19 protein-coding genes, 1 pseudogene and 1 other annotated feature are annotated in these 19195 nt (G+C 50.7%); of the genes and pseudogenes, 7 read left to right on the top strand and 13 right to left on the bottom strand.

Annotated features, from left to right (window positions below; genetic code table 11):
- Positions 1 to 138: 138 nt before the first annotated feature.
- From E1B03_RS14405 to E1B03_RS26505, 3 genes and pseudogenes are all read right to left on the bottom strand, one after another.
- Positions 139 to 678: a septation protein A gene (locus E1B03_RS14405; RefSeq protein WP_043016136.1), complete on the bottom strand. Its 540-nt coding sequence runs from the start codon at positions 676 to 678 to the stop codon at positions 139 to 141.
- 54 nt (positions 679 to 732) lie between these two features.
- On the bottom strand, positions 733 to 1476 hold the full coding sequence (locus E1B03_RS14400) for a YciC family protein (RefSeq protein ID WP_133086448.1): 744 nt from the start codon (positions 1474 to 1476) through the stop codon (positions 733 to 735).
- Positions 1477 to 1504: 28 nt separating this feature from the next.
- Positions 1505 to 1591 (bottom strand): annotated as a pseudogene (locus tag E1B03_RS26505) (YkgJ family cysteine cluster protein); the annotation flags it as partial.
- A 282-nt stretch (positions 1592 to 1873) separates the two neighbouring features.
- Between E1B03_RS26505 and ompW the strand changes: the two are divergent.
- Entirely contained in the window at positions 1874 to 2512 is a 639-nt protein-coding gene (gene ompW / locus E1B03_RS14395; RefSeq protein ID WP_103770762.1) for an outer membrane protein OmpW, read from the top strand.
- 65 nt (positions 2513 to 2577) lie between these two features.
- Here the strand turns inward: ompW and E1B03_RS14390 are convergent, their stop codons facing one another.
- The gene (locus tag E1B03_RS14390) at positions 2578 to 3987 is read right to left on the bottom strand and encodes a phosphoethanolamine transferase (protein WP_342774012.1); all 1410 of its coding nucleotides are present in this window, start codon (positions 3985 to 3987) and stop codon (positions 2578 to 2580) included.
- 873 nt (positions 3988 to 4860) lie between these two features.
- Between E1B03_RS14390 and E1B03_RS14385 the strand changes: the two genes are divergently transcribed.
- Together E1B03_RS14385 and E1B03_RS14380 are read left to right on the top strand one after the other, a co-directional pair.
- A complete protein-coding gene (locus E1B03_RS14385) occupies positions 4861 to 5133 on the top strand; it encodes a hypothetical protein (RefSeq protein ID WP_103770761.1) in 273 nt (90 codons plus the stop codon).
- Between the two features lie 187 nt (positions 5134 to 5320).
- Entirely contained in the window at positions 5321 to 6793 is a 1473-nt protein-coding gene (locus E1B03_RS14380) for a GGDEF domain-containing protein (RefSeq protein WP_103770760.1), read from the top strand.
- A 31-nt stretch (positions 6794 to 6824) separates the two neighbouring features.
- Here the strand turns inward: E1B03_RS14380 and trpA are convergent, their stop codons facing one another.
- The 6 genes from trpA to trpL form a co-directional block, all read right to left on the bottom strand.
- The gene (gene trpA / locus E1B03_RS14375; protein WP_103770759.1) at positions 6825 to 7631 is read right to left on the bottom strand and encodes a tryptophan synthase subunit alpha; all 807 of its coding nucleotides are present in this window, start codon (positions 7629 to 7631) and stop codon (positions 6825 to 6827) included.
- Positions 7631 to 8824 (bottom strand): tryptophan synthase subunit beta, encoded by a 1194-nt coding sequence (trpB, locus tag E1B03_RS14370; protein WP_103770758.1) that lies wholly within the window; start codon positions 8822 to 8824, stop codon positions 7631 to 7633. The genes trpA and trpB overlap by 1 nt, the downstream gene beginning before the upstream one ends.
- 10 nt (positions 8825 to 8834) lie before the next feature.
- Positions 8835 to 10193, bottom strand: a complete 1359-nt coding sequence (gene trpCF, locus E1B03_RS14365; RefSeq protein ID WP_133087229.1) for a bifunctional indole-3-glycerol-phosphate synthase TrpC/phosphoribosylanthranilate isomerase TrpF — start codon at positions 10191 to 10193, stop codon at positions 8835 to 8837.
- Positions 10194 to 10196: 3 nt separating this feature from the next.
- Positions 10197 to 11792: a bifunctional anthranilate synthase glutamate amidotransferase component TrpG/anthranilate phosphoribosyltransferase TrpD gene (trpD, locus tag E1B03_RS14360; protein WP_003020639.1), complete on the bottom strand. Its 1596-nt coding sequence runs from the start codon at positions 11790 to 11792 to the stop codon at positions 10197 to 10199.
- Entirely contained in the window at positions 11792 to 13354 is a 1563-nt protein-coding gene (locus E1B03_RS14355; protein WP_133086447.1) for an anthranilate synthase component 1, read from the bottom strand. The genes trpD and E1B03_RS14355 overlap by 1 nt, the downstream gene beginning before the upstream one ends.
- A 23-nt stretch (positions 13355 to 13377) precedes the next feature.
- Positions 13378 to 13472: a sequence feature (Trp leader region), on the bottom strand.
- The gene (gene trpL, locus E1B03_RS14350) at positions 13449 to 13493 is read right to left on the bottom strand and encodes a trp operon leader peptide (protein WP_133087228.1); all 45 of its coding nucleotides are present in this window, start codon (positions 13491 to 13493) and stop codon (positions 13449 to 13451) included. (Overlaps the previous feature by 24 nt.)
- Positions 13494 to 13628: 135 nt before the next feature.
- Here trpL and rnm point away from each other — a divergent pair, with 135 nt between their 5' ends.
- From rnm to rluB, 3 genes are all read left to right on the top strand, one after another.
- On the top strand, positions 13629 to 14507 hold the full coding sequence (gene rnm / locus E1B03_RS14345) for an RNase RNM (RefSeq protein WP_103770756.1): 879 nt from the start codon (positions 13629 to 13631) through the stop codon (positions 14505 to 14507).
- Positions 14504 to 15124: an L-threonylcarbamoyladenylate synthase gene (locus tag E1B03_RS14340; RefSeq protein ID WP_003833336.1), complete on the top strand. Its 621-nt coding sequence runs from the start codon at positions 14504 to 14506 to the stop codon at positions 15122 to 15124. Before rnm ends, E1B03_RS14340 begins: the two co-directional genes overlap by 4 nt.
- Positions 15125 to 15224: 100 nt before the next feature.
- Positions 15225 to 16100 carry a 23S rRNA pseudouridine(2605) synthase RluB gene (gene rluB, locus E1B03_RS14335; RefSeq protein ID WP_003020625.1) on the top strand — a complete coding sequence of 292 codons (876 nt, stop codon included), beginning with the start codon at positions 15225 to 15227 and terminating at the stop codon, positions 16098 to 16100.
- Between the two features lie 83 nt (positions 16101 to 16183).
- On the opposite strand, the gene cobO is transcribed toward rluB, so the two are convergent.
- Positions 16184 to 16774: a cob(I)yrinic acid a,c-diamide adenosyltransferase gene (gene cobO, locus E1B03_RS14330; RefSeq protein ID WP_043016144.1), complete on the bottom strand. Its 591-nt coding sequence runs from the start codon at positions 16772 to 16774 to the stop codon at positions 16184 to 16186.
- Positions 16771 to 17532 carry a YciK family oxidoreductase gene (locus tag E1B03_RS14325; RefSeq protein WP_103770755.1) on the bottom strand — a complete coding sequence of 254 codons (762 nt, stop codon included), beginning with the start codon at positions 17530 to 17532 and terminating at the stop codon, positions 16771 to 16773. Before E1B03_RS14325 ends, cobO begins: the two co-directional genes overlap by 4 nt.
- Before the next feature lie 220 nt (positions 17533 to 17752).
- Here E1B03_RS14325 and sohB point away from each other — a divergent pair, with 220 nt between their 5' ends.
- On the top strand, positions 17753 to 18799 hold the full coding sequence (gene sohB / locus E1B03_RS14320) for a protease SohB (RefSeq protein ID WP_133086446.1): 1047 nt from the start codon (positions 17753 to 17755) through the stop codon (positions 18797 to 18799).
- Positions 18800 to 18907: 108 nt separating this feature from the next.
- On the opposite strand, the gene E1B03_RS14315 is transcribed toward sohB, so the two are convergent.
- Positions 18908 to 19159: a YciN family protein gene (locus E1B03_RS14315; RefSeq protein WP_003020616.1), complete on the bottom strand. Its 252-nt coding sequence runs from the start codon at positions 19157 to 19159 to the stop codon at positions 18908 to 18910.
- Positions 19160 to 19195: the final 36 nt, after the last annotated feature.

The raw sequence follows: 19195 nt of genomic DNA, 5'->3' as shown, positions 1-19195 counted from the left end.
CAGGCGCGATGCTACTAGAATTTATGCGCTGAGAACAGAGGGGATGCGGCGGGTGGAACGGAAGTAAGGCGAGTTAACTGCAATCTAGAATGCGAGGGGATAAAAATTCGCCAGATCCGAAGATCTGGCGAGCATATATTACGATTTATCTTCCTGCGGAAGGTGGCGGTAAATATAGACTCCGCTCAGTAACGTAAAGAGTAAGGTCAGGGCGGTCAGGCCGAACACCTTAAAGTTGACCCAAATATTCTGCGGTAGCCAAAACGCGATATAAATATTCGCCAGACCGCACAGGATGAAGAAGACGGCCCAGGCTAAATTAAGTTTTGACCATACCGGCTGCGGCAGGGTCAGCTCTTTGCCTAACATGCGCTGGATCAGCGGCTTTTTCATTACCCACTGGCTAACCAGCAGTGCACCAGCAAACAGTCCATAAATCACCGTTACTTTCCACTTAATGAATTCATCATTGTGGAAGAAGATAGTCAGGCCACCGAACACGGCTACCAGAACAAAGGTGATTAATGCCATCTTTTCGACCTTGCGATAGCGAACCCAGCTGTAAATTAAAACGACAGCCGTCGCGACAATCAGTGCCGAGGTCGCCGCGTAGATGTCGTAGAGCTTATAAAAAGCAAAAAAGACAACCAGCGGTAAAAAATCAAGAAACTGCTTCATTCTTCGATTCCGTCATTAAAAGCACCGGGTACAAGCCCGGAATGCGTTCAGGGTTTATTGGCGAATCAGCATGTACAGGCGGAACAAATAGATCAGCAACACGGCGGAGATCATATTGCTCAGCGTATTCGCCAATACCGCGCCTACATTTGGCGTAAGTACCGCAAAACTTGGCGCAAAAAGCAACAGCAACGTTTTTGCCAACAGCCAACCGATCACTGCCGGTGCAACCAGGCGCATATTCGACCACGACAGACGCATACTGTTGCGCATAGCGGCAAAAACACCCATTTTGTCCTGTACTAACATCACCGGTGCGAGTGCCAGCAGGATGGCCAGCAGAATACCGGGAACCACCACCAGCATAATACCGATTTGCACCAGCAGAGTAGTCAGAAAAATCAGAATAAACAGCTTAGGCAGAACTGGCGCACTGGCGCCAATGGCGCGTAAAGCGCTGACCCGATGACCGGCTGAAATCAGCTGAATCATCAGGATGATGCCTCCCGCGAGGATGGCATTACCGATCAGGCCAGAAAACGTTGATGCCGCAGAAGCGCGTAGCAAAATTTGCTGTTGCTCCGGAGTCATGTTTTGCACCAAATCGAATAACCCCACGCTGCTGGTTAACTGATCGCCTTCACTGAGTTGCGCAATTTGTGCGTCGGTGGGAGAAAAGGCATGCCCTAACACCACTGTGATAAACGCGCACAACAACGATACCAGCAAGATGGTAATGAATTGATTACGGAAAAAGTTCCCCGTGTCACGGTAAACGGATTTCGCCGTGATAGACATGCACTCTCCTTGAGTTTTGCAGGTGTTCATTTGCGGGCAATTGTACCCTGGATAACTCTACAGTGGCAGCATCGCACGGTGTATGGAAAAGCATATCTTTGTAAATCCCCGGTAATTTTTGGCTATGCGTTCAGCGTCATGCAAGAACATTGGTTGTTCTCTGCGCATCATGAGCAAATCTCCATCCCCTGTAGGAACAGAGGCAAGGTACTTGCGATGTGAAAATATATCAAAATTGATCTGAATTAATTTAACCAGGATTTTGAATGCAAGTTCTAACTTAATCTGGATCAATAAATGTTAAATTATCAAAGTCAATGTGATCCAGGTTAGATCACTTATTACTCCAATGTGGGTATATTCGTTCCGCTTTTATAACCATAACGATGGAGCGGACATGAAAAAATTAACAGTTGCAGCATTGGCTTTAACAACTCTTCTCTCTGGTAACGCATTTGCGCATGAGGCCGGAGAATTCTTTATTCGTGCAGGTTCTGCCACCGTCAGGCCGACGGAAGGCGCGGGTGGTACGCTGGGAAGCCTGGGTGGCTTTAATGTCAGCAATAACACGCAGTTGGGTCTGACATTTACCTATATGGCAACCGACAATATCGGTGTTGAATTACTGGCCGCCACGCCGTTCCGCCATAAAATTGGGACTGCCGCGACGGGCGATATTGCTACCGTTCACCATTTACCACCGACGTTAATGGCACAGTGGTACTTCGGTGACTCCAGCAGCAAACTGCGTCCTTACGTGGGGGTTGGTGTGAACTACACCACTTTCTTCGACGAAAGCTTTAACGATAACGGCAAAAAAACCGGCTTATCGGACCTGAGCCTGAAAGATTCCTGGGGTGCGGCAGGGCAGGTTGGTATGGATTATCTGATTAACCGCGACTGGCTGATTAACATGTCGGTCTGGTATATGGATATCGATACCACCGCAAGCTATAAAATGGGTGGCGCCCAGCAACGAGACAGCGTACGTCTCGATCCGTGGGTGTTTATGTTCTCTGCGGGTTATCGTTTTTAAATACTTCTGTAAAACCTTGCTGCAAAACTGGTCATCAAATGACCAGTTTTGCCAACTCTTCAGCATCAACGAACATCATTCCAATGGTATTTTTTACCCGTTGTGTCCATGATGAAAATCTCCTTTTGGTAGTTTATTAACCAGGATTTCATAGACTTTTTCGCATTACCCTGACGATGGATGCCAAGCCACAATTCTGCAAGAGAGTTAAGATCATCGGAAGACCACGGCGTATTATAATCTCCAGTGAGCTTTGTTTTTTCATCGACTAAATGGCTGTACCAAATATACATCGGGATTTGTAATGCCTCTTTAGGCGGTCTAACACCGCCATGAGAATAAACCACAGAGCGTGCAGGATCACGGATCAGCGCATGATCGGAAAAATACATTACTGATGAGCGAGTGTTTTCCAGCGCATTGAATATATTACCCATCAGTTCATCAGTATAGCGAATTGAGTTATCATAACAATCGTCAGCTTTACTCTCGCCAAATAAGACAGTATGACTTTCTGGAAAACGTTGACAGGAAGGTTCATGACTGCCATATAAATGCAGGACAATAAGTTTCTTACCTGGCTTCAGTAATGCCTTGTGTAATAACGGCAACAACGCCTCATCATAGCCATATTCTATCCATTCATGCTGATGTGCATTCATGGCAATCCCAGTAATTATATTGTTATGTGCCCCTCCATTTCCCTGGCGACTGTACCAGTATGTATCATAGCCAGCCTGGTTGGTGATATTAATAATATTATCGCTATAGTTACGAGGGTGATGGGCTTGCACTGAGTCAGCAGTAAGTGCCATGGGGACGGCCATGATTGTTACCGGCGCAGGCGAAATCGCGTTATGAAACAGTAAAAGTTGCTGCTTTTGTTTGATAAGTTCAGGGGTGGTATCCCTTGCGTATCCATAAATTCCCATGTTTAACGCACGCGCAGATTCCCCGACGATCAGTATATAATTTTCAATTCCTGTATCAGTTACTGTTATCTTATAATTGGGAATGTTTGTACCGATATCAGAAATTATGGCGTTATCTTGCATAGCCTGCATAAACTCTTTTCCGGTACTTACTGGAGTGGAGTGGATGACTCGTTGCACCAGACTTTCAACATTACTTTTCCTTATCTGGTGGAGATAAGCTTGCGAAAACAAAAAGAAAATTATTAAGCCCAAAATAACTATTGGGTAATGACGAAATCGATAGGGTACAGGCCTCGTGCCAGTATTTATAGAGTAAATAAAAAACATTACAAGTGTAAAGAACGTAACACAGTCGCGCCAATATAATCTCAGCATAGCTATTGCTTCACTGGGAGTTGTATTCAAAACACTTAACGCAAATCCATAACTAAATTCTGAGTTGTAATTATTCCAGGCATGCAATTGAAGAGTGATATCACCTGCGACGGGTATTAAAATTAAAGCAGCCAGAATATTTCTGAAAAAAAATACTGTAGGCATCGTAATGAAAGCATGATCATGAAAAACACAAGTGTCCGATTAATCACAGTGTTATATTTTGCAGTTAATATATTAACACTAGCAATAATTAACACAGAAATAATTAGCGGAATAATTTTAAGTGGGCGTAAACCACTTCTGACCATTTGAAGGTTAAATTGGATAGACATGATTTTTAATTTATGGACCCAGATATCCTGACAAAAAAATATGTTTTAAACATAAGAATTTTGTTCTTATGTGCTTTTATTGTTTACTTATGCAATTATTGAGGGTGAATAAGTTACATATAGCAATCTCACAGACCTGTCTCAGGTGTGATCGCCTTTATGTCGTTTTATTCAATGCTATTTAGTTGTTATCCTGTGGTTTGATCCCTTTGGCTTTCTGAATATTTTAAAAGGTGAGTTTGAGTTAAGTGAAAATAGTGCCTGGTGCATCTTGCATTTATAAACAACTAATTCACACATTAATAACATGACCTAAGTGAAATTATTATGGCCTTGTGAAAAATAACTCTATTACTCTGACACTATAATGACTTTAGTCTTGATGAGCCAATGTAATATTTATATTTAATATGATATGTATTTAAAACATTACCAAAACTTTATGATATTGATGCATTCAGCGTTTCGATGCTCATCTATTAAACATTGAAAACAACGCCAACATCTCAGACCGAATGTGGGATGGGCAGGGTTATTCGCTACCTATGAATGTGTTCTGTAAAAGTACGAGGAAACCGTGCCCGGTTTCAGCCATAACTGTGAAGGCTGTGATCACGATTTTCCCCCTGAATCGTCAGTGGTGTACTTCTCTTCTTCGATGTAATGCTACTCTTTAAGCAAACTGGCTTTGAGGGTATTGACGATGCTAACCCGCCATCAACTCCAACAAAAAATCACGCTTCTGGAAACAAACATCGGGGATGAAACGACAGAGTTTGCCGTGAGAGTCGCCCGTGAATTGCTGCATTACATGAAAAAAATTGAAGCCCTGGAAAAACAGGTTGCCACTCCGGTTACACTGCCTTATTGCAGCGCAAGCCCAGTTTGTGAGATTGAAGCAGGCTATGCCGCAGGCGTGAGCGATTGTCGCGAGGCCATTCGCCGGGCAGGGTATCCGATTGAGGGTGATGATTAGTTTGCATTTATGTTAACAAGAATGCGCTTTTATTGTATAAATCCGTAACATCAGCGCAGCGTAGCTGCGGGCATGTAACTCATTAGCTTAGGGACGGTTAACATTCTCAATCAACGTACAACGCAGTTATGCAACAACATAAACGGGTAACCGGTTTGGCAATACTGTTAACTATCAGGGTGGACTCGTGAAGATTGTGCAGGACAAGCTCAGGAACAGGCAGGCACTGCTGGTATCAGGGCTTATTACGTTGATATTTACCTCGTTGTTTCTGTTTATTATTTATGAACAGCGGACGGCTGCAGCCAGTGAAGGTGTTAACCGCCTGCAAGCGCGCATGATGGACATTTTTAACGATAACGAGTTGATCGCTGATGCCATTGGTGAGCGCTATCACCACATCAAAAATGGCGAGCAATGTGGCGATTTATCCCGATTTGTTCCTCGCTATGAGAATGAATGGGGAATTAACGCCGACCCAAAGCGGCTGCATTCGGCGACGGGGACAATGGTTGCTCAGCAAACCAGCCACAACGCGCTGTGTATGTTTACGGCAGCGGAGTTTATTCGCGGTATGGTCAATGAGCTAAACCCAGGCAGCTTTGATGCACATCGTTATATCATCGCCAAAAACTCAGATTATTTTTACTGGTTTATGGCTTCCGATTCGCGCAATTTCAGTTTCTCTAACTCTGAAATGGCGCGGGATATCACTCAATTTTTCTATCCGCCGGTCGATTTCTATACCCGACTGTTGCAGAAAAACGTCAAAAATAAAGCCCTTAGTTCAACGAATTTTTATACCGATAAAATTACCGGCGAAAAAGCTTACAGCGTGGTGAGCTATATTTACGATCTGTCTGGTAAAGAGATATCAGACCAAATTGTGGCTTATCTGGTCTATGACCATTCAAAGCCCGAATTGCAGGAAGCATTGGCTCAGGCATTTGACAACCAAATTCCCCCCGAGCTGAATGTGGAGTTGGTGAATTTAACCAACCATGAGAGTCTCTGTTTATCTGGGAAATGTACCGGTCAATCCCGCTTTATGGTGCGCAATTTTTCGGAGAAATATGCGCTGCACTATTCGCTATCATTAGGCCGTTTTATGGCGCGTGACCCACATGCCGGGATCGTTATGCTGTTGGCGCCGTTCTTTTTCATCATCATTAGTTTCTCGTTAAAGTCATGGCTAAACGAAAGCGACCTTAAGGTTTATATCGACACGTTGACCGGCTGTTTTAACCGCCGAATACTCGACATCATCAAACGTCGTGATTTATCGCACTGCTCGGTGGTGTTACTGGATTGCAATAAATTCAAGGCTGTCAATGATACCTGGGGCCATGCGGCAGGTGACCGGGCGCTGCAAATTATTGCCAATAGGATGCTGTCTAACACCCGCACCAGCCACGATATTGTGATTCGTACTGGCGGAGATGAATTTATGATCCTGCTGTTTCGATCGCAGGCAACTGACGCCATAGCGATCGCGCAACGTATTAGCGGTCAAGTGACCAGTCATGTGTTTGTGGTGGACGGTCATACCGTGCCATTGTCAGTTTCTTGGGGGATTGCAGAGGTGAACGGTGAACTGGATGTAGCCATTCAGAATGCGGATAGCGCCATGTATAGAATGAAGCACACGAAAGAAGGGTGAAACCGCCAGATGTCTCTGGCGGTTGATTGACTTACTGCTGGGTAGCGGCTTTCATCGCGCTGACAAAAGCTTTTAGCTCTGCCAGCATCTGTTCCGGTGCCGCAACATTTTTCTCAATGATTTTCACAATCGCCGAGCCGGAAATTGCGCCGGCAGCGCCGGCTTCAATAGCACCGGCGACCTGTTCAGGCGCAGAGATACCGAAGCCCTGTAAAGAAGGCGGCGCATCATATTCTTTCAACTTTTCGACCAGGTGATGTAGCGGTAACGCCGCACGATTTTCTGCACCGGTCACGCCTGCACGTGAAAGCAGATAAGTATAGCCGCGGCCATAAGAGGCAATCTGGCGCAACAGTTCTTCATCGGCGTTCGGCGGACAGATAAAAATCGGTGCGATGTTGTGGCGCAGTGCCGCAGCTCTGAATGGCGCCGATTCCTCAACGGGAACATCGGCTACAAGCACCGAATCCACACCTACTTTTTCGCACTGGGCGTAAAACTCGTCGATGCCCTTGCTGAACACCAGATTGGCATACATCAGCAACCCAATGGGAATCGTCGGGTGCTTCTGGCGAATCAGCGCCAGCATTTCAAAGCATTGCGACGGCGTGACGCCGGCGGCAAATGCACGCAGGGTGGCTTCCTGAATAGTTGGGCCGTCAGCCAGCGGATCGGAGAACGGAATACCGAGCTCAAGGGCATCGGCACCGGCTTCAATCAGCGTATCAATGATTTTCAGTGACTGCTCTACAGACGGATCGCCCAGGGTTACGAAGGGGACAAAAGCACCTTCTTTGCGGTCCTTCAGTTGTGCAAACAGGTTTTCGTAACGTTCCATCAGATTTCCCCTCGCGCTTTCAGAATATCGTGTACGGTGAAAATGTCTTTGTCGCCGCGACCGGAGAGATTAACCACCAGTAACTGCTCTTTTTCCGGGTTTTCACGCATCATTTTTAACGCGTGCGCCAGGGCATGGGAGGATTCCAGTGCCGGAATAATCCCCTCGTGCAGACACAGCGTTTTAAAGGCTTCCAGCGCTTCATCGTCGGTGATCGAAACATAATCGGCGCGACCAATGCTGTTCAGATATGCATGCTGTGGCCCAACTGACGGGAAGTCCAGTCCTGCGGAAATTGAGTAAGACTCTTCAATCTGTCCTTCTTCGGTCTGCATCATCGGGGACTTCATGCCGAAGTAAATCCCGACACGCCCATGCTTCAACGGCGCACCGTGTTCTCCCGACTCAATCCCGTGACCGCCTGGCTCTACGCCAATCAGTCCGACGCTGGCTTCATTAATAAAGTCGGCGAACATACCGATGGCGTTAGAACCTCCGCCCACGCAGGCGATAACGGCGTCCGGCAGGCGACCCTCTTTTTCGAGGATCTGCGCTTTGGTTTCTTCACCGATCATGCGCTGGAATTCACGAACAATGGTCGGGAAGGGGTGCGGACCTGCCGCCGTACCGAGCATATAGTGCGCGGTATCGTAGCTGCCAGACCAGTCGCGCAGCGCTTCGTTACAGGCATCTTTCAGCGTGGCGGAACCGCTGTGAACTGGGATAACTTCAGCACCCATCAGACGCATACGGAAAACGTTAGGCGACTGGCGTTCAACGTCTTTCGCACCCATATAAATACGGCATTTCAGTCCCAGCAGTGCGCTGGCGAGAGCAGATGCCACACCGTGCTGACCCGCGCCGGTTTCGGCGATGATCTCTGTTTTTCCCATACGCTTTGCCAGCAATGCCTGGCCCAGCACCTGGTTGGTTTTGTGCGCGCCGCCGTGCAGTAAATCTTCACGCTTGAGGTACAGCGTCGTGTTGGTGCCTTGAGTAATGTTCTGGCACTTGGTCAATGCGGTTGGGCGACCAGCATAGTTTTTCAGCAGGTCTGTAAACTGCGCCTGAAATTCAGGGTCCTTTTGCGCGCTGACAAAAGCTTCTTCCAGCTGGCGCAGGGCAGGCATCAGAATCTGTGGCACATACATACCGCCAAATTCACCAAAATACGGATTGAGTAATGTTGTCATGTCCTTTTCCTTAATATGCGCGCAGCGTCTGAAAAACCGAAGCCAAAAGACATGCATCCTTGATGCCCGGCTGTGACTCTACGCCAGAATTGAAATCGAGACCGGCACAGCCGGCTTTTGCCGCGTCCACGCAGTTATCTGCGCCGAGTCCGCCAGCCAGTAAAACGTTATCCAGCGATTGTCCGCCTAAAAGTGACCAGTCAAAGCGTTGACCGCTGCCGCCCTGACCATTGTCGAATACGTATTTATCGACGTGCTGATAATCACGGGCTGGCAGCGTCTCGCTGACGCTTAGCGCCTTCCAGATTTGTACCTGTGCGGGTAGCGCGTCGCGCAGGGCGTTAACATAGGCCTGGTCTTCACTGCCATGCAGTTGCACGGCAGTTAACCCCAGAACAGTCGCTGTTTCACCCACGTCGGTGATATCTGTGTTGCGAAACACCCCAACATACTGCAGCGGTGCACCGGTCATGACTTCCCGCGCCTGTTCAATACCTATCGCGCGCGGGGATGTAGGCACAAAAATCAAACCACCGTAAATGGCGCCCGCTTCGTATGCCGCGTTTGCATCCTGAGCCCGGGTTAAACCGCAGACTTTATTCTCACCAAGTAGTACGCGACGCACGGCGGCGTGCAGATCATCATGCGACATCAGCGCGGAGCCAATCAGGAAACCGTTGGCGAAATGGCTGAGTTCGCGCACCTGACCATAGGTATTGATGCCGGACTCGCTGATAACGGTTACGCCGTGGCCCAGTCGCGGTGCCAACTGGCGGGTACGATTTAGATCAATCGACAGGTCGCGTAAATCACGGTTGTTGATACCGACGACTTTGGCGCCCAGGGCGATAGCACGCTCCAGTTCTTCGTCGTTACTGACTTCGGTCAGTACACCCATTTTCAGGCTGTGGGCAACGGCGGCGAGTTGACGGTATTGCTCATCATCAAGCACCGACAGCATCAACAGACAGGCGTCCGCCTGGTAAAAACGCGCGAGATAAATCTGGTAAGGGTCGATAATAAAGTCCTTACACAGAATCGGCTGCGGTGCGATGCGGCTGACGATGGGCAGGAAATCAAAGCTCCCCTGGAAATACTTCTCATCGGTCAGTACGGAAATCGCGGAAGCATAATGTTTATAGACGCCCGCAATGTGTGCCGGGTCGAAGTCATCACGGATCACGCCTTTTGACGGAGACGCTTTTTTGCACTCCAGAATAAAGGCAGTACGTGCCCCCTGCAGCGCATCGTAGAAGTCACGAGAGCTGGGTTGAACATCATTCTGAAAGCTGGCCAGCGGTTGTTGCTGTTTGCGGGCTTCTACCCAAATCGCCTTGTCCGCGACAATTTTCGCTAAAACGGTTTGCATCATTTACCCTCTTGCTGCCAGTGCAGTGACACGGTCATAGGCCGCGCCGCTGCGCAGTACATTAATCACGGTTTGTGCATTGGCTTTTAAATCTTCTTCACCGTGCAGGCGCATTAACATGGCGACATTCGCGGCAACAGCAGCTTCATGAGCGGCTTCACCTTTACCTTGTAACAAGCGACTAAGAATGTCACGGTTTTCTTCCGGTGTACCGCCAGCCAACTGTTCCTGGTGGTATGGCGTCAGGCCAAAGTCTTCCGCCGTCAGTTGATAACTCTTGATTTCGCCATCGTGCAGCTCTGCCACAATGGTCGGCGCATGCAGTGAAACTTCGTCCATTCCGCCGCTGTGCACTACGGCTGCTCGCTGATATCCCAGTACGCGCAGCGTTTCGGCAATTGGCAGCACCAGTTCCGGGCTGTAAACGCCGATCAGCGCCAGCGGCGGATGCGCCGGGTTAATCAGTGGGCCGAGCACGTTAAACAGCGTGCGGGTTTTCAACTGTTGGCGTACCGGCATGGCATGGCGGAATCCGGTGTGATATTTCGGCGCAAACAGGAAGCACACCCCGAGGTCGTCAAGCGCCTGACGGGATTTATCGGCGTTCATATCCAGATTGATACCAAATGCCGCTAACAGATCCGAAGAGCCAGATTTGCTGGAGACGCTGCGATTGCCGTGTTTGGCGACTTTCAGTCCACAAGCCGCTGCAACAAAGGCGCTGGCGGTAGAAATATTGATACTGTTGCTGCCGTCGCCGCCGGTGCCAACAATATCGGCAAACAGATAATCAGGGCGCGGGAACGGGGCGGCGTTTTCCAACAGCGCGGTTGCCGCACCAGCGATTTCATTCGGGTGTTCGCCTCGAATTTTCATGCTCACCAGAGCCGCAGCCAGTTGTTCCGGCTTCAGTTCACCGCGTACCACAGCTGAGAACAACTGGTGGCTTTCCTGCTGGGACAGCGTCTGAGCCTGATACAGTTTCTCCAGAATGGGTTGCAGCGTATTGGTCTGTTCCAGCTTCTGTTGCGCCCAGGCCAGCGTTTGTTCCAGCAGACGCGCGCCTTGGGTAGTCAGAATGGATTCCGGATGGAACTGGAAGCCGCAGACGCGATCGGTATCGTGACGCACCGCCATTACCATGCCGTTAAAGTGGGCGTTGATGGTCAATCCGGCGGGTACATTGCTACCAACCAGCGAATGATAGCGCGCCACCGGCAGCGGATTTGCCAGACCGGCGAACATCGCCTGACCGTCGTGTTCAATGCTGGACGCTTTGCCGTGCAGAATTTCCCCGGCCTGACCCACATATCCACCATATGCCTCAACAATCGCCTGATGACCCAGACAAATGCCGATGATCGGCAGTTTGCCGCGCAGTCGGGTTAATAGCTCCGGCATGCAGCCCGCTTCGCTTGGCGCACCCGGTCCCGGAGAGAGCATCAGCACCGGATTTTTCATGGTTGCTAAGCGGTCAATTAACGTCTGGGCCGGAATATGGTTACGGTAAATCACCACGTTGTGACCATTAGTACGCAGCTGATCCGCCAGGTTATAGGTAAAAGAGTCGATATTATCGAGCAGCAGAATGTCAGCCATTAGAAAGTCTCCTGAGCGTGATGCGCGGTGGCAATAGCACGCAGAACCGCGCGCGCTTTATTACGGGTTTCATCGGCTTCAGACTGCGGAACAGAATCCAGAACAATCCCGGCACCGGCCTGCACGGTGGCAATACCGTCTTCCACAAGGGCGGAACGAATCACAATACAAGTATCCAGATCGCCATGGGCCGTGAAGTAACCTACCGCGCCGCCATAGCTGCCGCGACGACGGCCTTCGGCCTCGGCGATAAGTTGCATAGCGCGAACTTTCGGCGCTCCGCTTAACGTACCCATGTTCATGCAGGCGCGGTAAGCATGCAGCACATCCAGATCGCTACGCAGCTCGCCAACCACGCGGGAAACCAGGTGCATAACGAAGGAATAACGATCCACTTTGGTGAGATCGGCAACGTAGCGGCTACCCGGCGTACAGATGCGCGCCAGGTCGTTACGCGCCAGGTCAACCAGCATCAGGTGTTCGGAAAGTTCTTTATGATCGGTACGCATTTCCAGCTCGATGCGGCTGTCGAGGTCGCGGTCAAGCGAACCATCCGCACGACGACCGCGTGGGCGGGTCCCGGCAATCGGGTAGATTTCAATCTGGCGGTTGGTGGCATCGTATTTCAGCGAGCTTTCCGGGGAAGCACCAAACAGCGTGAAATCGTTATCCTGCATGAAAAACATGTACGGGCTGGGGTTACTTTTCTTGAGCACATAGTAGGCTGCCAGCGGTGACGGACAGGGCAGCGAGAAACGGCGGGACGGAACCACCTGGAAAATTTCACCTGCGCGAATGGCTTTTTGCATCCCACGCACTACGGCACCAAACTCTTCATCACTCTGATTGCATTCGCAGCGCATCTGCGGGACTTCAGTGACGGGCAGCGGCGGCGCAGGCTCGGTAAGCTGCTGGCTCAGCTGCGCCAGACGGCTGTTAAGACGCTGTTTTTCTACATCGTCAGGGGTAAATACGCTGGCCTGAATGCGGGTGCTTTTCTTCTGGTGGTCGATAACCATCAGCGTTTCTGCCAGGTAGAAGCAGTAATCAGGGCAACGGTTGCCAGCTTCAAGCTGAGGTAAATCTTCAAAACCGGCAACCAGGTCGTAAGAAAACAGACCGCCGAAGAACATCGCTTCACGTTCTTGCGCAGGAACATTAACCAGCTCCTGTAATAAACGGAATGCATCAAATACGGACAGGGAGCATAAGCGGGCGTCTTCATCAAGCAGTGGGCTGACGGCAGGGAATCGCAGATGACGGCCATTGGGCTGTGGTTCATTCTCAACGCCAGCTGGCAGGGCGGCGTCCAACAGGGGCAGCAGCGATGCGCCGTTTGCCGATAACGCCTGGATAGTGACAGTGTCACCGATGGCGGTAATGCGTAATGCGCTGTCGACCAGCAGCAGGCTCTTCAGATCGTCTTTGCTGTCGATATCTGCAGATTCCAGCAGCAGCGTGGCCGGACGTGCGCCACACACCTGGTGAAACAGCGCCGTTGGATTTTCACGGTAGGCGGCATCGCAGGCAAGCAGTTCGAGTGTCGGTTTTTGAGTTTGCATCGTTATTCTCATTAATTTTGTTCAAAAAAAAGCCCGCTCATTTGGCGGGCCTGGTATCTGGTTGCATATTGCAGACGTAAGACACTGCCCGAAATCAGGAAGTGCGCCACCAACCGTGCAGAATAAATGTTGCTTTCATCTCAGATACCTTCTTTATGTGAACTTGCGTACTAGTTAACTAGTTCGATGGAATAAAGTCAACACCTGATTTCAGTATATTTGTCGAAACCGCTATGATGGGCGTGTTACGACATTTATTGAAACGGGAGCCGCCTTGAGCGACACGAATTACGCAGTGATTTATGACCTGCACAGTCATACTACAGCCTCCGATGGGCGGTTAACGCCAGAAGCCTTAGTACACCGTGCGGTAGAGATGCGAGTCGGTACACTGGCGATCACCGATCATGACACCACGGCGGGCATTGCGGCGGCAAGAGAAGAAATTTCACGTTCGGGTTTAGCGTTAAATTTGATCCCTGGCGTCGAAATTTCAACGGTCTGGGAAAACCATGAGATCCATATAGTGGGTCTGAACATTGATATCGCCCATCCAATGATGTGCGAGTTTCTGGCGCAACAAACGGAACGTCGTCAGCAGCGCGCGCGCCTGATTGCTGAACGACTCGACAAAGCGCATATCCCCGGCGCGTGGGAAGGGGCGTTACGTCTGGCTGATGGTGGGGCGGTTACCCGGGGCCATTTTGCGCGTTTCCTGGTGGAATGCGGAAAAGCCACAACAATGGCGGATGTCTTTAAAAAATACCTTGCCCGTGGGAAAACCGGTTACGTTCCGCCACAGTGGTGTACAATAGAACAAGCTATTGATGTCATTCATCATTCTGGCGGTAAGGCAGTTCTGGCTCATCCAGGTCGGTACGATCTTAGCGCTAAGTGGCTGAAAAGACTGGTTGCGCATTTTGCTGAACATCGCGGTGACGCGATGGAAGTGGCACAGTGCCAGCAGTCTCCCAATGAACGCACCCATCTGGCGACGCTTGCGCGTTCGCATCAGCTGTGGGCATCGCAAGGGTCTGATTTTCATCTACCCTGCCCATGGATTGAGTTGGGGCGTAAACTTTGGTTGCCCGCAGGCGTAGAAGGCGTCTGGCAACTTTGGGAGCAGCCCGAGATCACAGAGAGGAAAGTATGAGCCAGTTTTTTTATATTCATCCCGAAAACCCGCAGCAGCGACTGATCAATCAGGCCGTTGAAATCGTGCGTAAAGGTGGGGTGATCGTCTATCCAACCGATTCCGGCTATGCGTTGGGCTGCAAAATTGAAGATAAAGGCGCGATGGAGCGCATTTGCCGCATCCGTCATCTGCCTGACGGACACAACTTTACGCTGATGTGTCGTGACCTGTCAGAACTGTCGACCTATTCGTTTGTCGACAACGTGGCCTTCCGGTTAATTAAAAACAACACGCCGGGCAACTACACCTTCATCCTGAAAGGGACGAAAGAGGTTCCGCGCCGTTTGTTGCAGGAAAAACGTAAGACCATTGGCCTGCGCGTGCCTTCGAATCCGATAGCGTTGGCGCTGCTGGAGGCGCTGGGCGAGCCAATGCTCTCTACATCGCTGATGCTGCCGGGCAGCGAATTTACCGAGTCAGATCCGGAAGAAATTAAAGACCGTCTGGAGAAACTGGTGGATTTGATTATCCACGGTGGATATCTCGGCCAGCAGCCGACCACGGTCATCGATTTAACCGACGATTCTCCGGTGGTGTTGCGTGAAGGCGTCGGTGACGTTAAACCTTTCTTATAAGGGCGCGAACCGCTATACTACGCGGCCTTAAAATGGCGCTGACTGGCGCCGTTGATTCTCCTGTTCGACGCCTGTGAAGGCGACATCTAAAGGAAGCTCTATGAGCGAAAAGTTACAAAAAGTGCTGGCGCGCGCTGGCCACGGTTCTCGCCGTGAAATTGAATCTATTATTGCCGCGGGTCGCGTGAGCGTTGATGGTAAAATTGCCACGCTCGGCGATCGCGTTGAAGTCACGCCGGGCCTAAAAATCCGCATCGACGGTCATCTGATTTCGGTTAAAGAGTCTGCGGAGCAAATCTGCCGCGTACTGGCCTATTACAAGCCAGAAGGTGAACTGTGTACCCGTAACGACCCGGAAGGTCGTCCAACCGTATTTGATCGTCTGCCTAAACTGCGCGATGCGCGCTGGATTGCCGTGGGGCGTCTGGATGTGAATACCTGCGGTTTACTGCTGTTTACCACCGATGGTGAACTGGCTAACCGTCTGATGCACCCAAGCCGCGAAGTGGAACGTGAATATGCGGTGCGTGTATTTGGTCAGGTTGATGACGCGAAATTGCGCGATCTGAGCCGTGGCGTGCAGCTGGAAGATGGTCCGGCGGCATTTAAAACGATCAAGTTCAGCGGCGGTGAAGGGATCAACCAGTGGTACAACGTCACGCTGACCGAAGGGCGTAACCGTGAAGTCCGTCGCCTGTGGGAAGCTGTAGGTGTACAGGTAAGCCGTCTTATCCGCGTCCGTTATGGTGATATTCCGCTGCCGAAAGGCCTGCCGCGTGGCGGCTGGACGGAGCTTGATCTTGCGCAGACCAACTATCTGCGTGAGCTGGTGGAACTGAAGCCGGAAACGACCTCTAAAGTCGCCGTCGAGAAAGATCGTCGCCGTATGAAGGCTAATCAGATCCGCCGTGCGGTGAAGCGCCACTCTCAGGTCGGCAGCAGCCGTCGTCCGGGCGGTCGTAGCAACAACGGTTAATCATGACCAGGCCTGATAAGCAACGCGCCATCAGGCGTTAGCGTGAAGCCGGATAAGACACAAACGCCTTATCCGGCCTACACTCAGTAATCGATCCCTATCTGGGCCTTCACGCCCGCTTCAAACGCATGCTTGACCGGGCGCAGCTCGCTGACTGTATCCGCTAACTCCAGAATATCGCGATGGCATCCACGACCGGTAATAATCACCGTTTGATGGGCTGGGCGCGCATTGAGGGCATTGATGACCTCTTCAAGCGGCAGGTAGTCGTATGCCACCATATAGGTCAACTCATCCAGTATCACCATATCCAGCTCAGCGTCAGCCAACATCCGCTTGCCGTGTTCCCACACGGCCATACAGGCTGCAGTATCGGACTCGCGGTTCTGCGTTTCCCAGGTAAATCCTGTCGCCATGACCTGAAACTCGACGCCGTGGGGTTCGAGTAAGTTTCGTTCGCCGTTTGGCCACGTACCCTTAATAAATTGCACCACACCGACTTTTTTACCGTGGCCTACTGCGCGCGTAGCGGTACCAAACGCGGCGGTGGTTTTACCCTTACCGTTTCCGGTGAACACAATAATTATCCCGCGCTCATCCTTCGCTGCGGCAACACGGGCATCTACCCGATCTTTTACGCGCTGCTGGCGCTGCTGATAGCGTTCTTCACTCATTGGGCAATTCCTGGTTTACGGCCCGGCTGGGCATCGAAAGTCATACCGGTTTTACGGCGGCTGTCATCGCCCATCAGCCACAGGTAGAGCGGCATAATATCGGCGGGAGTTTTCAATTTTTGCGGATCTTCCGTCGGGAACGCGCTGGCACGCATGCCGGTACGTGTACCGCCTGGATTGATACAGTTTACGCGCAGGTGACGGTTCTGATATTCATCTGCCAGAACTTGCATCATTCCTTCAGTAGCAAATTTGGAGGTAGCATACGCCCCCCAGTTGGCGCGCCCCTGGCGACCAACGCTTGAAGAGGTAAAGACCAGCGATCCGGCATCGGATTTGAGTAATAACGGCAATAATGCCTGGGTCAGCATAAAGGTAGCGTTGACGTTTACCTGCATTACATCCTGCCAGACCTGCGGGTTTTGCTCGCTCATCGGGCAAATATCGCCGAGCAATCCGGCATTATGCAGTACGCCATCCAGATGCGGGAAATGCGCGGCAATACGCTGTGCGAGCTGGTGACATTCGTCAGAAGTACAGGTGAGCAGATCCAGCGTGAACCAGTGCGGTTGCGTACCGTTTTCATCGGCGATGGTGTGGGCAACCTGGCGCAGCTTTTCTTCGTTACGCCCTAGCAGAATAACGGTCGCGCCGTAGCGCGCGTAGGTTTGTGCGGCCTCACGCCCGATGCCGTCGCTGGCACCAGTGACCAGAATAATGCGGTCCTGTAGAAGGTCTTGTTTAGGTTGGTAATGCACGGCTACTCCTCGGCGACGGCTGGCCATCTCGTTCGCGATAACTTTTGGGCTTTATGCCTTAAACCCTGTTCTTTTTCAATCAGCCAAAGGCAATAACACCGCAAAATGAACGCTTTGTCATGCTTTTTGCCGATTCCTCACGGGATGGATGAAGCAAGACGGGTTAACAAGGCTGTTGTACACTGAGCGAAAGTAGCGTTGTTTAACCAAGGTGGGTCTCGTGGAATTGTTGTCTGAATATGGGCTGTTTTTGGCAAAAATTGTCACTGTCGTGGTGGCTATTGCGGTGGTAGTTATGTTGATCGTAAACGCGACACAACGCAAACGTCAGCGTGGGGAATTGCGGGTTATTAATCTCAGCGAGCAATATAAAGAGATGAAAGAAGACCTGTCGCTGGCCTTACTGGATGGGCATCAGCAAAAATTCTGGCATAAGGCGCAGAAAAAGAAACACAAACAGGAAGCGAAGGCAGCCAAGGCAAAAGCGAAGCTGGGAGACAGCACGTCATCTGACAAACCGCGCGTGTGGGTACTTGATTTTAAAGGCAGTATGGATGCCCATGAGGTCAGCGCATTACGTGAAGAGGTGACGGCAGTGCTGGCGGTCGTTAAACCCAAGGATCAGGTGGTGGTTCGTCTGGAAAGCCCGGGCGGTGTGGTACACGGCTATGGCCTGGCCGCGTCGCAATTACAACGCCTGCGCGATAAGCAGATCCCGCTGACCGTTACGGTAGATAAAGTCGCTGCGAGCGGCGGATACATGATTGCCTGCGTGGCGGATAAAATTGTCTCGGCGCCGTTTGCCATCGTCGGCTCCATTGGCGTGGTGGCGCAGATCCCCAACTTTAACCGCTTCCTGAAAGGGAAAGATATTGATATCGAACTGCACACCGCCGGACAGTACAAGCGGACGCTGACCTTACTCGGTGAAAACACGGAAGAAGGGCGGCAGAAGTTCCGTGAAGATCTGAACGAAACGCATCATCTGTTTAAAGATTTCGTCCAGCGCATGCGTCCGACTCTGGACATTGAACAGGTTGCCACGGGTGAGCACTGGTTTGGGCAACAGGCGCTGGCAAATGGGCTGGTGGATGAGATCAATACCAGCGATGAGGTAATTCTCGGGTTAATGGAAGGTCGTGAGGTATTGAACGTACGTTATCTGCAGCGTAAAAAACTGATGGACCGTTTTACCGGCAGCGCGGCGGAGAGCGCCGATCGTTTACTGCTGCGCTGGTGGCAGCGGGGTCAGAAACCTCTGATGTAAAAGTGTTATTGCCGGATGGCGATGCTAACGTATCCTATCTGGCCTACCGATTTAGTGGTTCGTAGGCCGGATAAGGCGAATCCGCCATCCGGCAACTCATTTGTTGTGTTAATCGATCAAGTGATACTTTTCAGAAAGTACGTGCGCCAGGTGTTTAAACATATTAAACACTGCCGTACTTTTGGGCGTCGGTAGCCCTTGCTCGTCTAAAAAGTAATCTCCACTGAAAACCAACACGCCGTTTCGCTGCGTAACGCCGGTGGCGACAATCCCCGCCAGCGTGTCCTCATGCTCACGAATGATTTTGTTGGCTTCAATCAGCAGCGTTTCGCGATCGATGGGTTGAGTGTCTTTATGCATGATTTACTCCTTAAACAAGGACATTAGTCTACGCCG

Origin of the sequence: Citrobacter arsenatis (assembly GCF_004353845.1) — a bacterium.
Classification (GTDB): Bacteria; Pseudomonadota; Gammaproteobacteria; order Enterobacterales; family Enterobacteriaceae; genus Citrobacter; species Citrobacter arsenatis.
This window is presented reverse-complemented; position numbering and strand designations above follow the sequence as displayed.

Bases quoted from the DNA above. Each gene is read 5' to 3' on its own strand.
- E1B03_RS14390 (WP_342774012.1), bottom strand. From the start codon at position 3,987: ATGCCTACAGTATTTTTTTTCAGAAATATTCTGGCTGCTTTAATTTTA.
- trpCF (WP_133087229.1), bottom strand. From the start codon at position 10,193: ATGCAAACCGTTTTAGCGAAAATTGTCGCGGACAAGGCGATTTGGGTA.
- rluB (WP_003020625.1), top strand. From the start codon at position 15,225: ATGAGCGAAAAGTTACAAAAAGTGCTGGCGCGCGCTGGCCACGGTTCT.
- cobO (WP_043016144.1), bottom strand. From the start codon at position 16,774: ATGAGTGAAGAACGCTATCAGCAGCGCCAGCAGCGCGTAAAAGATCGG.
- E1B03_RS14400 (WP_133086448.1), bottom strand. From the start codon at position 1,476: ATGTCTATCACGGCGAAATCCGTTTACCGTGACACGGGGAACTTTTTC.
- trpB (WP_103770758.1), bottom strand. From the start codon at position 8,824: ATGACAACATTACTCAATCCGTATTTTGGTGAATTTGGCGGTATGTAT.
- E1B03_RS14340 (WP_003833336.1), top strand. From the start codon at position 14,504: ATGAGCCAGTTTTTTTATATTCATCCCGAAAACCCGCAGCAGCGACTG.
- ompW (WP_103770762.1), top strand. From the start codon at position 1,874: ATGAAAAAATTAACAGTTGCAGCATTGGCTTTAACAACTCTTCTCTCT.
- E1B03_RS14385 (WP_103770761.1), top strand. From the start codon at position 4,861: ATGCTAACCCGCCATCAACTCCAACAAAAAATCACGCTTCTGGAAACA.
- E1B03_RS14355 (WP_133086447.1), bottom strand. From the start codon at position 13,354: ATGCAAACTCAAAAACCGACACTCGAACTGCTTGCCTGCGATGCCGCC.
- trpD (WP_003020639.1), bottom strand. From the start codon at position 11,792: ATGGCTGACATTCTGCTGCTCGATAATATCGACTCTTTTACCTATAAC.
- E1B03_RS14315 (WP_003020616.1), bottom strand. From the start codon at position 19,159: ATGCATAAAGACACTCAACCCATCGATCGCGAAACGCTGCTGATTGAA.
- E1B03_RS14405 (WP_043016136.1), bottom strand. From the start codon at position 678: ATGAAGCAGTTTCTTGATTTTTTACCGCTGGTTGTCTTTTTTGCTTTT.
- trpA (WP_103770759.1), bottom strand. From the start codon at position 7,631: ATGGAACGTTACGAAAACCTGTTTGCACAACTGAAGGACCGCAAAGAA.